Source organism: Colwellia sp. BRX10-1, assembly GCF_014077545.1.
GTDB lineage: Bacteria > Pseudomonadota > Gammaproteobacteria > Enterobacterales > Alteromonadaceae > Colwellia_A.
The window spans coordinates 227,053-243,520 of record NZ_JACGWC010000002.1; the positions used below are offsets into that span (position 1 = coordinate 227,053).

Below are 16,468 nucleotides of genomic sequence, written 5' to 3' on the forward strand. Positions count from 1 at the left end.
ATATTGTTGAAATGCAATGTCCTGAAGTTAATGGCTTAAAAAACTTCGCTTAATTACCCACCAAGTTTTGTATAAATTAGCTTAAAGGCTTGGTATTGTAGAAGTATAAAAATAAAAATTGAGATTTATTATGTTTCCTAATTGGCAATTGTCGGTATTGAGTATTGGTTATATTGGCCTGCTTTTTCTTATTGCCTATTTAGGAAACAAATACCGCCATAAAATTGTTCGTAAGAGTCAGGGGATTATTTATGCGCTAACACTAGGCGTTTACTGTACGTCGTGGAGCTTTTTAGGCACTACGGGCCAGGCCTCAACGAACTTTCTTTCTCATATTCCTATCTATCTAGGACCCATTTTATTATTTGTTTTTGCTTGGCCTTTTATCCAACGTATTGTGCGTGTTAGCTTAAAGTTAAACTTAACTTCTCTCGCTGATTTACTCGCCTCACGTTATGGCAAGTCACACAAGCTAGCGATTATGGTGACCATCGTCGCTTTAATCGGCACCATGCCCTATATCGCTCTACAATTAAAAGCTATTGTCTATTCTTTTCAACAACTTCAAGCTGAACAAACGTTAGTGACTTGGCGCTTTGGACTTATTTCAAGCGTAGTACTTGCTGGCTTCACCGTAATATTTGGTATTCGTCACATCGATGTTACCGAGCGCCACCCAGGTGTAATGCTTGCCATTGCTTTTGAATCGTTAGTCAAACTTTTTGCCTTTCTTGCTGTCGGTATTTTTGTGACTTTTTTTGTCTTCGACTCGCCCATGGACATTTGGTACAAGTCAGGAGCAAGTTTACAGTTAGAGCAGCAACTTAACTTTCCTAATATGATGTCGATGTTAGCGATGTTAGTTATTGTTATGGCGGCATTTTTATCCTTACCTCGACAATTTCAAGTCATGGTCGTTGAACTTAAAGACCCAAAAGATACTAAACTCAGTCGAAAAATATTTCCGCTTTATTTATTAGTTTTTGCGGTTTTCGCTGCGCCACTGGGTATCGCGGGCCAAATGCTCTTGGGTGATAGTGTCCCTTCAGATGCTTATGTTTTATTTTTACCTTGGCATCAACAACAAACCTGGTTAACACTGTTTGCTTTTCTAGGTGCTATTTCTGCTGCCAGCTCTATGGTGATTATTTCTTCGATTGCACTGAGTACGATGTTGAGCAATGAAATAGTTTTCCCTTATATTTTTCGTGCTAGCAAAGCTAAAAACACCGATTTTGATGAATTTAGAATTCGCTTGCTTAACATTCGTAAAGCACTCGTTTTTTTAGTTATTTTACTGGGCTACGGGGTGTTTTTGATGACTTCACCCGATACGCTAAGCTCGTTAGGTGAAATTGCTTTTGGAGCTTTTGCGCAATTGACCCCAGCACTTGTTGCGGCATTTTACTGGCGAAGAGCAAGCTTAACTGGAGTATATGCGGGTATTTTAATTGGTTTTTCAATGTGGTTATTACTTAATTTTATTCCACAATTTGGCTTATACGAGCAGCCTTTTACCGGCGGTTTATTATCGGCTAATACCACCGTTAGCCTACTTAGCTTAACGGTTAATATGTTTGTAATGTGGGCATTATCACAAGTCAGTCGCCAAAGTGTGCAAGAGCGGGTACAGGCATCGCTATTTTTAGAGTGGCAAGCACCTAAACTACTCAATTCACAGAAAAAACGTCATATTGATGAACGTGATTTAGAAGTGCTTGTCTCGCGCTTTGTTGGCGAGGGAAAAGCAAAAATTAGTTTTAAACACTTTAAGCAAGGTGTCGTGAAAAAAGAGGTCAGTCATCAAGATTATAATCAACAGTTATTACTGCATACTGAAAACACACTGGCAAGTGTTATGGGGGCATCTTCAGCACGTTTAGTCTTATCTTCGGCTTTAGATGGACGCGATATTGCCCTAGACGAAATTGCAGTATTAGTTGAAGATGCTTCGAGCCAGCAGCGTAAATTCAGTCAAAATTTATTACAAAGCGCTATAGAAAACGCCAGTGATGGTATTTCTATTGTCGATAATGAGCTAAAACTAGTCGCTTGGAACAATAAATATATTGATTTATTTTCTTACCCTAAAGAGTTAATTTACAAAGGCTGCCCGATAAAGCACCTTATTCGTTACAACGCCACGCGAGGTCTTTGCGGCGAAGGTGAAATTAGTCGGCAAGTTGAAAAACGTTTAGAGTATTTACGAAACGGAAGCCCTCACAGCTCTGAACGTGAAAACCCTGACGGCCAAGTGATCAGAATTCAAGGTAACCCTTTACCCGGTGGTGGCTTTGTCATGTTGTTTTCTGACGTTACCGCCTATAAAAATGCTGAAAGAGTATTAAAAGATACCAATGTTGATTTAGAAGCCATTATTACCGAACGTACTAAAAAATTAGAAAAAACCAATGAAGATTTAGATGCTGCTCGTGAGAAGGCTGAACAAGCACATATTAAAAAAAGCCTCTATCTGAAAGCCTGCAGCCATGATTTAATGCAGCCATTGGAAGCTGCAAGATTATTTACCTCAGCCTTGAGTAGCCAAGGCAGTTTAAGCGAAAGCCAATTAAGACAAGTCAAAAACATCGATCATTCTTTAAAAGTTGCTAACGACTTACTGGCCGACTTAGCTGAAATAGCACGTATTGAAAGCGGTAATATCACCACCCACCTCACCACATTTTCAGTGAATGATTTATTTAAAGATTTGGCGCAAGAATTCTCAGCGACGGCGGCTGAATATCAAGTTGAATTTAAAGTGGTCTCTTGTAAAGCTTGGATTACTTCAGACCGTAATTTATTACGCCGTATTTTACAGAACTTAATTGGCAATGCCTTTCGCTACGCCAGTCCGGGGAAAATTTTATTAGGATCGCGAACTGTTGGTCAGCAAGTTATTCTGCAAGTATTGGACAACGGTCCAGGCATTCCGCTTGAAAAACAAAAAATTGTTTTCGAGCAATTTACTCAACTAGAAAACAATCCAAGTCATGCCAGCAGAGGTTTAGGATTGGGTCTGAATATTACCCAAAGCTTTGCACAATTATTAGGACACCCGCTGTCGTTAACATCAAAAGAGCAGCAAGGGTGTAAGTTCTCACTCGCTATCACCAAAGCACATCGACAATTTAATATTAAAATTGAGCAGCCAGTCACTAAAATAGGTCTAAAAGACGTCACGGTAATGTGTATTGATAACGACCCTGATGTACTTAATGGCATGACAGAACTGCTCAGTGCTTGGCAGTGTAACGTGTTATCGGCTGAGTCTTTTGAGCAGGCAATGGCAATATTTGCACAGCATCAAAATGAAGTTGAAATTTTATTAGTCGACTACCAGCTTAATAACAATCAAGACGGCTTAACCCTTATCAAAGCGCTACGTGCAAGCAGTAATCATTATATTCCGGCAATATTAATTACAGCGACTACCGATAGTGACATTGAAGAAAAAACCCATAAAGCCGATGTTGGCTTTATGAGAAAACTGGTTAAGCCAGCAGCGCTGCGCGCAATGATGAGTGCACTGCTAGCGAAGAAGTTACAAGATAATTATTCTGAGTAATCGTTATCACCAACGGTTGTTGATGATTGATTTTACAAACCGCTGTGAGTGATTAATTAGAGGGTTGGGCGCTAACAAGCAATTGGCAAGCAATAGCCCATTGCTATTACTGGTAATTGTTAATAGTTAATAGTTGCGGTTAGTGATTAATATTTGGCTCAGCAACATTCAGTGGCGCAATAGCAATAACGGCTTGCGTTCTGTTACGAACATTGAGTTTACGAAAGATAGCAGTAGCATGCGCCTTAATAGTCGCTTCTGAGACATTAAGGTCGTAAGCAATTTGTTTGTTTAATAAGCCTTGGGCAAACATCATTAAAATGCGGTATTGCTGCTGAGTTAAACTCGCCACACGTTCGGCAATATTACTTTCTCCATCACCTTTACTCGCTTGAGCAAAGCTTTCTGGCACCCATACTTCTCCCGCTAAGATTTGTTGAATGGCGTAAATAATAGTTTCAACGGGCGTCGATTTAGGTACAAAACCCGCTGCGCCATATTCCATCGCTTTACGAATAGTATCGTTATCTTCATGAGCCGAGATCATCACTACCGGTATTTGCGGAAAATGATTACGCACATGAATTAAAGTGTTAAAACCATGAGCGCCAGGAATATTTAAGTCTAACAAAACTAAATCACTGTCGGTATTATTAGCGAGTTGTTGTTCAAGTTGCTCGATTGTCTGTGCTTCTAACCACTGAGTTTTATTAAACTTAACATCGAGCGCAGCTAATAACGCTTGTCTAAATAAAGGGTGATCGTCAGCAACTATTATTTTTTCTGGCTGGAACATAATTTAATCCTTAAAACTTTCTTCTTCAAGTATACGGTTTTACCAGAAAAAGTTTATTAGACCTTAGCCTAACAACGCTTGTTTTGATTTAAATCACATTATGTTGAAATTATGCACCTTACTTGATTAAAAGTAAGGCAACATCTTCAGCATAACAACAGAAAAACTAAGCTTTTGCTGGAATATTCTTCAATACTTCAACCAGTAACTGCCAATAAAGCCCAACGGCTTCGACATTCACTTTTTCATCAGGTGAATGAGGAAATTTAATGGTGGGGCCAAACGAAACCATATCCCAGTTTGGATAAGCGTTTTTAAATAAACCACATTCTAAACCGGCATGGATAACCATAATCTCAGGCACTTTATTAAAAAGTGACTGGTAAGTATCACGGACAGTTTTCATAATTTTTGAATCTGTATTAGGCTTCCAGCCGGGATAAGCACCAGAAAATTCAACCTTTGCTCCTGCTAATGTAAAGACTGATTTCACCATAGACTCGGCCAGTAATCGGCCATCGTCATGTAAACTACGAATAAGAGACATAGCTACAAAATTACGCCCTTTACAGCGAACAACCCCTAAGTTAAGCGATGTTTCTACAATACCTTCAATATCGTCACTCATGCGAATAACACCATTGGGGCAAGCGTTAAGGGCGTTTAAAATTAACGACTGTGTTTTAAGACTCCAACACTGGTCGAAAACCTCTGGTGAAATAAGTAACATCTCAATATCGGTTTCAATACTGCCTAATGTTGCGCGTAACCTGTCTAAATAATCGTCTAGGCTAAGTTTAAAAGCGCTCACATCTTTTGCTGCAATAACAAAACTGGCATCAGCTTCACGAGGAATAGCGTTACGCAAGCTCCCGCCATTTAAATCAACTAAACGCAAATCAAAATTTTGGCTTGCGTCGAGTAAAAATCGCACTAAAAGTTTATTTGCATTGGCACGACCCGTATCAATGTCTACCCCAGAATGTCCACCTTTTAAACCTGAAAGAGATAAGGTAAATGAAGTAAAATCTTGGGTAACATCTTCAAAAATCAATTTAAAGGTAGCTTCGGCGTCAATACCACCGGCGCACCCCATATAGATTTCACCTTCTTGTTCAGAATCGGTATTAATTAGAATATCACCCTCTAACCAGCCTGCCTCCAAGCCAAAAGCGCCGGTCATGCCAGCTTCTTCATCTATGGTTACTAAAACTTCTAAAGGACCATGAGCGATATCATCGCTTGCCAAAACGGCTAAAGCTGAGCATAAGCCAATACCATTATCAGCGCCTAAGGTGGTACCTTCTGCTGTAACCCATTGTCCATCGGCTTCTTCAACCGTGTAAGGTTTGATAGCATCGGTTAAAAAATCATGAACGGTATCAGCATTTTTTTGTGGAACCATGTCCATATGCGCTTGTAGAATGACGCCTTGGCAGTTTTCCATACCCGCTGTAGCTGGCTTCTTAATAAAGATATTACCAACGGCGTCTTCTTTTACCGATAAACCTTGCTCTTTTGCCCAAGCTTGGATCCAAGCTGATATTTTTTGCTCATGCTTTGAAGGGTGTGGGATACTGCATATTTTTTCAAATAACTGCCATAAATGCATGGGATGAAGCTGTGATAAATTACTCACATTTTTTCCTTAATTTTATTTTAATACTTATTAGTTTATCAACTTACTGAAATCTGTATTGCTCAGGGTTATGTCGTCGCATTTTTACCCAAAACTTACTTACCCGCCATTAAAAATTGCCATTGATCGTTAAAATCTTCGCTAGGCTTCTTGGTAAAACCTGAACGAACATATTGGCTAATTTTTCCTTCAACATAAGCGCCTAAGATATTTGCTAATGCTTGCTCTGAAATGCTAAAGCTCTTACCTTCACGCAATTTTCGTTCACGTAAGACTTGTTTAAATTGCGTTTCTAATTTTTCAAAATACTGATTAACACGTGTTCGTAATCTTTCATTTTCGCCCATTAACGCATCACCAGCCAAGATACGACACATCCCAGGATTACGCTCTGAAAAAACCAACAATACATGCAAAATATGATGACAACGCACCAAAGCTTCTTTGTGATCACTGAGGATTAAATTCACCCGTGAAAACGTTGATTCTTCAATAAAATCAATTAAACCTTCGAACATACGCGCTTTAGAAGGAAAATGGCGATAAAGCGCAGCTTCTGATACACCCACTTCAGCAGCAAGTTTGGCGGTCGTTATTCTCTGGCCAGGACAAGTTTCTAGCATTTTTGCTAAACACTCTAAAATTTGTTGTTTGCGATTAGGTTTTTGCGCTACGGTCATAAATCGTTCTCTTATTTTTTTTCAACATAATGTTGCGAAATTAGTTGTACTAATTGCTCGGCAAGTATTTTTTTTGATGCTAACGGTAGTTCCGTTTTATTTTTATTGGAGAAAACCGTTAAGGCATTATCATCACTATTAAAGCCTTGCCCTGACAGCGCAACATTGTTGGCAGCAATCATATCAAGATTTTTTCTTTTTAATTTATCAAGCGCATAATGTGCGACATCTTGTGTTTCAGCCGCAAAACCGACGGTAAAAGGTTTTACGGATAAAGCAGCAACATCGGCAACAATATCAGGATTTTTCACTAAAATAAGTTGCATTTCATTGGCTGATTTTTTAATTTTTTGCGTTGCGACATCACTGACTCGATAATCAGCAACCGCGGCACAGGCAACAAAAACATCGGCTTTTTTGGCAAGTTCAAGCGCTTGCTGGTGCATTTGTAATGCACTTTCCACCGCTATTTTTTTACAACCATGGGGAACAGCAATACTCACGGGACCCGATATTATTTGGACTTCTGCGCCCGCTAATTGTGCTGCTTGTGCTATGGCATAACCCATTTTTCCTGAGCTATGATTTGAAATATAGCGCACTGGGTCTATAGCTTCACGCGTTGGCCCTGCTGTGATCACCCAACGTTGGCCCGATAAATCTACCTGAGCAATCTTCGACGCTGGTTGAAAAAATTGACAGACATGGCTGACTAAAGGGTCAACATCTAACATTCGCCCTAAACCAACATCACCACAAGCTTGTGCTCCTGAGCCAGGACCAAATACGGCAACTTTTCGTGAAATAAGTTTAGCAATATTTTCTTGAGTAATTGCCGCATGCCACATTTGTTGATTCATCGCTGGAGCGATAGCAATTGGCGCACTTGTTGCCAAACATAATGTAGTTAATAAATCATTCGCCATACCGCAGGTAATACGAGCAATTGCGTCGGCAGTCGCTGGTGCAATTAGGATAAAGTCTGCCCATTTTGCTAATTCTATATGCCCCATAGCTAATTCTGCTTGGCTATCAAGCAAACTGTCTGAAACGCCATTGGCAGAAACGGCCTGTAATGTTAGTGGAGTGATAAAAGCTTTTGCCGCTGTTGTCATCACTACACGAACATCTGCGCCATTATCTTTTAAACGACGCACTAATTCTGGCGTTTTATAGGCAGCGATACCGCCAGTAATACCCAGAACTATTTTTTTACCCTGTAAAATTTGCATAAACTGCTAGTCTTAATAACGATAAGTGGCGATAAGATACCATTAATTTGCCCATTTACAAATTTGCTTTGCAAGGATGCGGTGATGTTAAAAGATTGGTTAGAAAATGAAAAACCCAGGGAAAAGCTACTACACAAAGGACCTAGCAGTTTGAGTGATGCGGAATTATTGGCTATATTTTTACGCACGGGAGTAAAGGGATGCCATGTAGTTGAGCTAGCTCAGCAGCTTTTAAAAAGTTTTGGCAGCATTGCCGCCATCTATCGCGCAACTGAGCAGGAGTTTTGTCAACATCATGGCTTAGGCGTGGCGAAATATGTACAGTTACAAGCTTGTTTGGAGATGTCAAAGCGCTATCTTAGCGAGCAATTGCAAAAAGGTACTGCGTTAACCTCTTCACAGGTGACACGAGATTACTTGATCAGTGAATTACGTGGTGAAAGCAGAGAAGTCTTTGCGGTAATGTTTCTCGACAGCCAGCATCAAGTGTTAACCTTTGAACGATTATTTTTTGGCACCATTAACGCGGCAGCGGTCTACCCGAGAATAGTGGTTGAGCAGGCGCTAAAACAAAAAGCCGTCGCGGTAATTTTAGCGCATAATCATCCTTCGGGTATTGCCGAAGCGAGCATTGCGGATAAACAAATTACCAAAAGACTAGAACAGGCACTAAGCTTAATTAATATACAAGTACTCGATCACATTATTGTTGCCGGTAATCAGTGTTACTCGTTTGCTGAACACGGTGAATTATAAATAATAAATAACAGAAGGAGCTTTAGATGAATGAACCTAAACCCAATCAGAGCAGCGACGACGAGCGACGACAATCTTTTCGTTTAGATATGGAAAAAGAGTTAGTTGATATACGTTGGGTAAATGACCAGCAACAAACCGTGCAACGAAAAATTACTTGTTTGGACTTTTCGCGTGGCGGCTTAAAGCTCGATTGCGACCATGTCATTCCACTACAAACTAAAGTGACCGTCGTTTTTAAGGTAGCCAACCCCAACAGCCAAAATTTATATGGCACAGTGATCCGCTGTCTTAAGCAACCGAACGGTTATTTTGAATTGGCATTACGCTTAGAAAATGAAAATGCAAAATAAAATAGTTGCACTATAATTAATTCTCGACGCGAATGTTACAACAGCAAATGTTACAACAAGAGGTAAGGACATTTTATATTATGATGATTTTAGTAGGTGGCGAAAAAGGGGGTAGTGGTAAAAGCTGTTTAGCACAGAATTTAGCCGTTTATTTTGCCCGAGATAAAAAAGCTATCGTGTTGATGGTTGACTGTGATCCACAAAGAACAACCTCTGACTGGATACAAGCAAGAAATTCTGATCCGTCGTTACCCGCGATAAACTGTATTCAATTATACGGTAAAATTCGTAACGATTTACTCAGTTTAGTACAGCATTATGATTATGTAATTGTTGACTGTGGTGGCCAAGATAACTTAGCGCTTCGTGCTGCAATGTCGGTTGCTGACCATGTTATTATTCCGCTGCGCCCTAAACGTCGAGATCTAAAAACCGTGCCGCACATGGAAGATATGCTCAGTACCTGTAAAATGGTTAACCCAAAAATGCTCGCCTCTTTTGTTATCACCCAATGCCCATCGTTGCCCAACCAAGGTAAACGAATATTAGAAGCAAAAGATGTTTGCCGCTCATATGGTATTAACGTATTAAACGCGGTAACCTTTAGTCGTAATGTTTATGATGACAGCGAAGAACAAGGCTCTTCAGTACTCGAAATAGAACCTCAGGGTAAAGCAGCAATAGAAATGACTGCTATAGCTGAAGAATTATTAGCAATGAAACCGGACAACTCACATGAGTTTAACTGACCTAAAGAAAACCACACAAGGAAATAAAAAGAAAAGGGAATTCACTGTTGACGAATTTATTGCTGACGCAGAAAATTACGCGTTAGGGCACCCTGAAATTGTTAATAGCGACAACACCAAAAATGTCTCTATTGAACAAGCCATTCTTGCTGCAAAACAGCAATTGGCGAGTAAGAATATGAAAGGAAATAAGCCCTTTCGTCATGCCACTTTCACTCTCAGTGAACAAGCGATTATCCAATTACAAGATCTCGCCAAAGAAACTAAATTAGCCAAATCACATATTATTCGTATTTTAATTAACGAACTTTGTGACGAAGAACAGCATAATAAACTGAAAAAATTGCTCGACTCAGGCATAAATTAACAACAATTTGATATTTATCTGTGCAATTATCACTCAAACCTTGCATTATACTGCCACAAAAAACAGATAAACCATTGTAAAGTAATACAATATTAAGTTAATATAGTTTTTTCTTATTAAAGGTGGCTTTCATTTTTCAGTTTCACTATAATATGCCACCTTTTTCAGGATCCCGAGGCGACGGTCTTGGGGAATAATAGTTCGACCTGGAATTAATTTTTGGAGTACTCAGAATGTCTAAAGTTTGCCAAGTAACAGGCAAAGTGCCAATGGTTGGAAACAACCGTTCACATGCAAGAAACGCGACTCGTCGTCGTTTTTTACCAAACCTTCAATCTCACCGTTTTTGGGTGGAGAGTGAAAATCGTTTCGTTAAATTACGTTTAACTCCGAAAGGAATGCGTATTATCGATAAGAAAGGTATTGATGTAGTATTAACTGACATCCGTGCCCGTGGCGGAAAAGTTTAACAACTACTTTTAGAGGAAATTATTATGCGCGATAAAATTCGTTTAGTTTCTAGTGCCGGTACTGGTCATTTTTATACTACTGATAAGAATAAAAAGACTATGCCTGAAAAGATGGAGATCAAGAAATTTGATCCACGCATCCGTCAGCACGTAATGTACAAAGAAGCTAAAATTAAGTAATTTAATTCAAGTTTTTAAAAACCCAGCAATTGCTGGGTTTTTTATTGCCTAAAATTTAGTATCATCACTATTATCGTATTTAATAATGAGTCTTTTATGAAGCTCTCTCGTACTGGTTGGAACAACGTTATCATTTTTTCAGTGATGATTTTTATTCTGGTGATTAACGTGACCAATAAAAAATTATATTCATCAACTGAGCAACAAGATAATAAACAGCAGACCTTATTTGCCAAACATGCTGTTATTCTATCGCTAGCGGTTAACCAGCAAGTGGCGATAGAACGCATCGGACGCACTTGGCGAGCAACACCAGCAAAAATATCAGGACAAGCATTAGAGCAAATGATGCTCACATGGCATGAGATAACAGGTGACATAGTTACTGTTCCACCCGAGCTTGACCACCAAATGGCGTTAGTTGTTACGGTTGAATTAGCCGGTGAAGCGCAAGCTCAATTACTTAATTTGTTTATTACTGATAATGAATTGCTGGTCTTTAATCCTCAGCAAAAAAGATGGTTAGCTTTTCCGTTGGCAATATTTTCACAGCTCATTCCCAATGAAATATTAGCCAGTTAACTTCCCCCTTTCACTAAAACTATAAAGAAGATCATGTCGATGACTCATCATAAAATACAAGACTGCGCGATACTGACCATGGACAACCTTGAAAATTTTGAGGCTTACGACCATTTACTTGCACAACCATTACTCGCGTTAGGTTGGCAAATGCACATGGTGTCATGGCATGATAAAAGTGTTAATTGGAACGACTATGCCGCCGTTATTATTCGTTCGCCATGGGATTATCAAGACGATGCGGCTGAATTTTTAAAGGTGTTAACTGATATTGAGCAATCTAGTGCTCACCTTGAAAATAGTTTACTAACGGTTGAGTGGAATATTGATAAAAAATATTTACGTGAATTAGTTAGCCTTGATGTAAATATTGTTAAAACATTGTGGCGGAAAAATTTAACGCCGCAACAGCTAGATCAATATTTTACTGAATTAAATGTTGATCAATTAGTCATTAAGCCTCGTATAAGTGCAAATGCTGATAATACCTTTTGGCTAACAAAAGAAAATCATCAAACATTTTATCCGCAACTTGCCCAAGCGTTTTCAGCCAGTGAGTTTTTAGTTCAGCCCTTTATGAAAAATGTTATTGATGAAGGTGAGTTTTCACTGTTTTATTTTAATGGCCACTACAGTCACGCCATTTTAAAAACACCAAAAGACGATGACTTTCGCGTTCAGGAAGAACATGGCGGTCGTTTAAGGTCAATAACACCCGAAGCAAGCTTAACAAAGCATGCAGAGCAAGCCCTTAAAGCGATAAAAACGCAAATAGGCATGCCACTGTATGCTCGCATTGATTTTGTACGCTGTGAGCAGGGTTTTGCCCTTATGGAAGCTGAGCTAATTGAGCCTTCATTATATTTTAATATGGATGAACAATCAGCAACACGCTTTGCCGATGCTTTTGTTCATCGCATGCAAGCATTAACACTGTAATTTACCATAAACCCGATATAGAGCTACTATGCCCGAATTACCTGAAGTAGAAGTTTGCCGACAAGGCATTAGTCCCCATATTTTAAAGCAAACCGTTTCGCAAGTCGTTGTACGTAATGCAAAATTACGTTGGCCTATTCCTGAAACAGTACAAAGTATGATTGGTCATAGTGTTCATGCTGTTGAACGCCGCTCAAAATATTTATTAATTAAGTTTTCACATGGCACCTTAGTTTTGCATTTAGGCATGTCAGGAACCATTAGAGTTATTGAAGCCGATACACCTATCGCAAAGCATGACCATTTTGATTTAGTCTTCGCACACGGCAAAGCGTTACGTTTGAATGACCCTCGACGTTTTGGCGCGGTATTATGGTTTAAAGACAATATTGACGAGCGAGGTTTATTAAGTAAATTAGGACCCGAGCCATTGAGTGATGACTTCACTTACGGTTATTTATTTACTAAGGCACAGAATCGCAAAGTACCAATAAAAACCTTTTTAATGTCAAACCCTGTTGTGGTCGGTGTCGGTAATATTTACGCAAATGAAGCATTGTTTAAAGCCGGTATTCTACCAACGGCCTTAGCCGGAACGATTTCTGCAGCACGTTTTGATCAGCTTACCGATATCATCAAACAAGTATTAACTGCAGCCATTGCCCAAGGCGGCACAACCTTAAAAGATTTTACTCAAGCAGATGGTCGCCCAGGATATTTTGCACAAGAATTATTAGTTTACGGTCGAGCAGGCAAGCAATGTAATAGCTGCCAAACGATTCTTGAAGAAGTTAGACAATCGAATCGCAGCTCGGTGTTCTGTCCGAACTGCCAAACTGATTAAGTATCGTCGAGTGCGGCTTTTACAATAGGATGAACAAATTGACTCACATCACCATTATGCAAGGATACTTCTTTTACTAAGGTTGACGAGATAAAAGAATTTCCTTCTGATGGTGTCAAAAATACACTTTCGAGTTCAGGGGCTAAACGTCTATTCATATTGGCTAATTGAAATTCATAATCAAAATCAGACACAGCGCGCAAGCCGCGGATCAGTACTTTGGCTTGATTTTTTTTAGCAAAATCGACTAGCAAGCCACTAAAACCAACCACGGTGATATTGGGCAGATGTCGACTCACTTCTTCAATCATAGCAACACGCTGCGCTAAATCAAAACGAGGCTTTTTACTTGGGCTGGCAGCAACACCAACAATAACTTCAGAAAACAAAGCACTCGCACGTTCAATTAAATCTGTGTGGCCGTTAGTGACCGGATCAAAGGTTCCTGGGTAAATCGCTTTTATCGTCATTAGTTGTATCTTCTTTATAAACTTAAAAACATTGTAAAGGCTATTTTTAGTGAATGGAAACTTACAAAGACGAATTTGTTAAAGTATTTACTCGAAAAGCCTTTCCGTCAGTTCAATTTTGATAGTATGATGGAAAATAATACAATGATAAAAACAGAAGTAACTGACATGAAAACCCGTGATAAAATTATTCAAGCCAGCATTGAGCTTTTCAATGAACAAGGCGAGCGCAACGTAACAACCAATCATATTGCAGCGCATTTAAGCATTAGTCCGGGTAACCTCTATTATCATTTTCGCAATAAAGAAGACATTATTCTTTCCATCTACGAAGAATATGCACGTAACCTATTACTAGATACAGTCCCTTTTGTAACGCCCGAAGTAAAGCCCCTCGATACCATCATTTTATATATGGATGCTGTTTTTCAAGCACTGATGAAGTTTAGATTTTTCTACAGTAACCTGCCGGTATTGTTAGCAAAAAACCCTTTATTACATGAAAAATATGTTGATGTACAATCATCAATAGCTACCCGTGTCAGTGAGATGCTGTTGTCATTACGTAGTACTCATATGATGAAGTTTGCTGATGAAGACTTACCTGATATTGTCAGTATCTTGCGTTTAGTGAACACCTTCTGGTTAAGCTTTTATCAAACCCAAAATAAAAACATTGAAATTACTGATGCTGTTTTTTATGAAGGCGTCTTAAAAATATTAGTGATTATTCAACCTTATATCACTGAATCTGCAATGCCTGAGTTTTTAGAAGCGCGTACCATGTACCGTAAACGTTGTATGGAAGTCGCTGAAATCGCTTAATCACCAACCGCCTGATCAGTTGAAAATCAAAATATTATTCAATTAAATTTTGCATTTTTAATGCCGTTAATCACTCATTTGACTGCAGGTATCCTGCTAATAGAAGTTGCCAGTCTGATTTTTGCCAATTAAAGTTTGGCAATTTTGCTTTTTCTTTTTCAAAAGAACGTAATAATCTTGCCATATTAGCTTGCTGCCATGATTGAGCAACCGCTCGTTGTTCGCCGCGATCAAAATCAATCAACCAAACATTGTTCTCTTCATCGAGCAGAATATTGTGACTATTTAAATCATGATGATAAATGCCAGCATCATGAAAACGACGGATCACCTTGCCCACTTCTCGCCAAATGTGCTCGACTAATGGTGCTTTTGATAAAACCGCGACTAAATCTTGAGCATGTTCAATTCGAGAAGATAACAAATCAGCTTGATAAAAAAGCCCCTGCTTAATCACTCGAAAAGCAACCGGCTTTGGCGCTGGCAGTGCTAACCCCTGTAGCGTATTCAATAAATGGTATTCTTGGGCGGCTCGAGTACTATTTTGTCCCGTAAAAAAATATTTATCATTAATTATTTTGCCAATTAAACCACCACGAAAATAATGACGTAACACCCACTGTTGTTTTTCCATGGTGTTTACTTCTGGAGAGTCGTACTGAACAAACCAAGTAGTACCACGCCCTTGGGCACTGCCGGTAATGGCATTATTTTCATGCCAAAAATCACTATTAAGCATTTCAGGAGAAAAGTCATCGATTGCATTGGCGTTATAGCAACAATAAATATTAGCTTGTTGGTAAATTTTTTCTTGGTAAGGTTTTACAATTGCTGACTGTTTCAAGATAATAGACTCAATTCAAATACTTTATATGCTCTATTGTGGTGATTCCTTTATGCTGGGTCAATTAACAGCGCCAAAAAATTTATGTTTATTACGCTTATCTGCTATCGGAGACGTTTGTCACGCCGTAGCTATGGTGCAACAAATTCAACGTTTTTATCCTCAAACAAAAATTACTTGGGTGATAGGCAAAGTAGAGGCGAACTTATTACAAGGATTGCCACAGGTAAAATTTGTCATATTTGATAAGAAAGCAGGCTTAAAAGGCTATCGAGATTTACGTGCTGAGTTAGCCGATCAAAAATTTGATGTGCTATTACATATGCAAGTAGCCTTGCGTGCCAGTTTAGCGAGTTGCTGTATTAAAGCAAAAATAAAAATAGGTTTCGACCGAAAACGAGCTAAAGAAGGCCAGTGGCTTTTCACTAATCATCAGATAGCGCCACAACATCAACCACATGTACTTGATGGTTTTATTGGTTTTGCAGAAGCTATCGGTGTTCCCAGCGAAAGTCCTAGCTGGCAAATGCCCATTGGTGACGAAAACGAACTTTGGGCAAGTGAGCGGCTATCGTTAGCATCTGATAAACCTATTGCGGTTATTTCGCCCGCGGCAAGTAAAGCTGAGAGAAATTGGCATGCCGAAGGTTATGCAAAAATAGCCGATTATTTAACAGGGTTAGGTTTTCAAGTGGTTATTTGTGGCGGACCGACCACATTAGAAACATTACTAGCCACTGAGATTATCAGTTTAAGCCAATGCAACCTTGTTAACCTTGTTGGCCAAACCAATTTGAAACAGTTACTTGGTGTGCTTAAAATAGCTCATTTGGTGATAGCTCCTGACACTGGGCCAGCGCACATGGCAGTCACTGTTAGCACACCCGTTATTGGCTTGTACGCGCACAGTAATCCTTGCCGTACCGGGCCATATTTATATCAAAACTATGTAGTAAGTTGCTACCAACATACTGCCCAAGAACAATATAGACAACCTCTTGAACAGCTACCTTGGGGGATTCGCGCCAAAGGTAGTGATTTAATGAATGGTATTACTTTCAGCCAAGTTAAAGAAAAACTGCACCTACTTCTTGATGAACACTACCCTGAGTTTCTCCTTAAATAATAGTGACGGTTAAACTGCCTCACATCAGCTATAAATTCAAAACAAGGT

The 16,468-nt window shown here is 39.3% G+C and carries 18 protein-coding genes; 12 read left to right on the forward strand and 6 right to left on the reverse strand.

The window, feature by feature from the left end; genetic code table 11:
- Nucleotides 1–130: 130 nt before the first annotated feature.
- A complete protein-coding gene (locus H4J75_RS03450; protein ID WP_182214542.1) occupies nt 131–3,568 on the forward strand; it encodes a PAS-domain containing protein in 3,438 nt (1,145 codons plus the stop codon).
- A 139-nt stretch (nt 3,569–3,707) separates the two neighbouring features.
- On the opposite strand, the gene H4J75_RS03455 is transcribed toward H4J75_RS03450, so the two are convergent.
- The 4 genes from H4J75_RS03455 to coaBC all read right to left on the reverse strand — a co-directional run bounded on the left by H4J75_RS03455 (nt 3,708) and on the right by coaBC (nt 7,915).
- Nucleotides 3,708–4,367, reverse strand: a complete 660-nt coding sequence (locus tag H4J75_RS03455) for a response regulator (protein WP_404842394.1) — start codon at nt 4,365–4,367, stop codon at nt 3,708–3,710.
- A 163-nt stretch (nt 4,368–4,530) separates the two neighbouring features.
- Entirely contained in the window at nt 4,531–6,003 is a 1,473-nt protein-coding gene (locus tag H4J75_RS03460) for an aminoacyl-histidine dipeptidase (RefSeq protein WP_182221349.1), read from the reverse strand.
- 95 nt (nt 6,004–6,098) lie between these two features.
- The gene (gene slmA, locus H4J75_RS03465; RefSeq protein ID WP_070375422.1) at nt 6,099–6,683 is read right to left on the reverse strand and encodes a nucleoid occlusion factor SlmA; all 585 of its coding nucleotides are present in this window, start codon (nt 6,681–6,683) and stop codon (nt 6,099–6,101) included.
- Between the two features lie 11 nt (nt 6,684–6,694).
- Nucleotides 6,695–7,915, reverse strand: a complete 1,221-nt coding sequence (gene coaBC, locus H4J75_RS03470) for a bifunctional phosphopantothenoylcysteine decarboxylase/phosphopantothenate--cysteine ligase CoaBC (protein ID WP_182221350.1) — start codon at nt 7,913–7,915, stop codon at nt 6,695–6,697.
- 81 nt (nt 7,916–7,996) lie between these two features.
- Between coaBC and radC the strand changes: the two genes are divergently transcribed.
- From radC to mutM, 9 genes are all read left to right on the forward strand, one after another.
- Nucleotides 7,997–8,671 carry a RadC family protein gene (gene radC, locus H4J75_RS03475; RefSeq protein WP_182221351.1) on the forward strand — a complete coding sequence of 225 codons (675 nt, stop codon included), beginning with the start codon at nt 7,997–7,999 and terminating at the stop codon, nt 8,669–8,671.
- Nucleotides 8,672–8,697: 26 nt separating this feature from the next.
- Nucleotides 8,698–9,024, forward strand: coding sequence for a PilZ domain-containing protein (locus H4J75_RS03480; RefSeq protein ID WP_182214547.1), 327 nt, complete (start codon nt 8,698–8,700; stop codon nt 9,022–9,024).
- Nucleotides 9,025–9,104: 80 nt separating this feature from the next.
- Nucleotides 9,105–9,773 carry an AAA family ATPase gene (locus tag H4J75_RS03485; RefSeq protein ID WP_070375418.1) on the forward strand — a complete coding sequence of 223 codons (669 nt, stop codon included), beginning with the start codon at nt 9,105–9,107 and terminating at the stop codon, nt 9,771–9,773.
- Entirely contained in the window at nt 9,760–10,140 is a 381-nt protein-coding gene (locus H4J75_RS03490) for a hypothetical protein (RefSeq protein WP_070375417.1), read from the forward strand. Before H4J75_RS03485 ends, H4J75_RS03490 begins: the two co-directional genes overlap by 14 nt.
- Nucleotides 10,141–10,373: 233 nt before the next feature.
- Nucleotides 10,374–10,610: a 50S ribosomal protein L28 gene (rpmB, locus tag H4J75_RS03495; protein WP_070375416.1), complete on the forward strand. Its 237-nt coding sequence runs from the start codon at nt 10,374–10,376 to the stop codon at nt 10,608–10,610.
- 24 nt (nt 10,611–10,634) lie between these two features.
- Entirely contained in the window at nt 10,635–10,790 is a 156-nt protein-coding gene (gene rpmG / locus H4J75_RS03500) for a 50S ribosomal protein L33 (RefSeq protein ID WP_070375415.1), read from the forward strand.
- Between the two features lie 96 nt (nt 10,791–10,886).
- Nucleotides 10,887–11,372, forward strand: coding sequence for a hypothetical protein (locus H4J75_RS03505; protein WP_070375414.1), 486 nt, complete (start codon nt 10,887–10,889; stop codon nt 11,370–11,372).
- A 33-nt stretch (nt 11,373–11,405) separates the two neighbouring features.
- Nucleotides 11,406–12,311: a RimK family alpha-L-glutamate ligase gene (locus H4J75_RS03510; RefSeq protein ID WP_259366366.1), complete on the forward strand. Its 906-nt coding sequence runs from the start codon at nt 11,406–11,408 to the stop codon at nt 12,309–12,311.
- A gap of 28 nt (nt 12,312–12,339) precedes the next feature.
- Nucleotides 12,340–13,155, forward strand: a complete 816-nt coding sequence (gene mutM, locus H4J75_RS03515) for a bifunctional DNA-formamidopyrimidine glycosylase/DNA-(apurinic or apyrimidinic site) lyase (protein ID WP_070375413.1) — start codon at nt 12,340–12,342, stop codon at nt 13,153–13,155.
- Here mutM and coaD read toward each other — a convergent pair.
- Complete coding sequence (coaD, locus tag H4J75_RS03520) at nt 13,152–13,625, reverse strand: pantetheine-phosphate adenylyltransferase (protein WP_070375412.1); 474 nt, start codon at nt 13,623–13,625, stop codon at nt 13,152–13,154. The genes mutM and coaD overlap by 4 nt on opposite strands.
- Nucleotides 13,626–13,769: 144 nt before the next feature.
- Between coaD and H4J75_RS03525 the strand changes: the two genes are divergently transcribed.
- Nucleotides 13,770–14,450, forward strand: a complete 681-nt coding sequence (locus tag H4J75_RS03525; RefSeq protein WP_231907340.1) for a TetR/AcrR family transcriptional regulator — start codon at nt 13,770–13,772, stop codon at nt 14,448–14,450.
- A gap of 70 nt (nt 14,451–14,520) precedes the next feature.
- Here H4J75_RS03525 and H4J75_RS03530 read toward each other — a convergent pair whose 3' ends face one another.
- Complete coding sequence (locus H4J75_RS03530) at nt 14,521–15,294, reverse strand: 3-deoxy-D-manno-octulosonic acid kinase (protein WP_220465224.1); 774 nt, start codon at nt 15,292–15,294, stop codon at nt 14,521–14,523.
- 52 nt (nt 15,295–15,346) lie between these two features.
- On the opposite strand from H4J75_RS03530, the gene H4J75_RS03535 reads away from it, so the two are divergent.
- Nucleotides 15,347–16,420, forward strand: coding sequence for a glycosyltransferase family 9 protein (locus H4J75_RS03535; protein WP_182221352.1), 1,074 nt, complete (start codon nt 15,347–15,349; stop codon nt 16,418–16,420).
- The last annotated feature ends 48 nt before the right edge of the window (nt 16,421–16,468 follow it).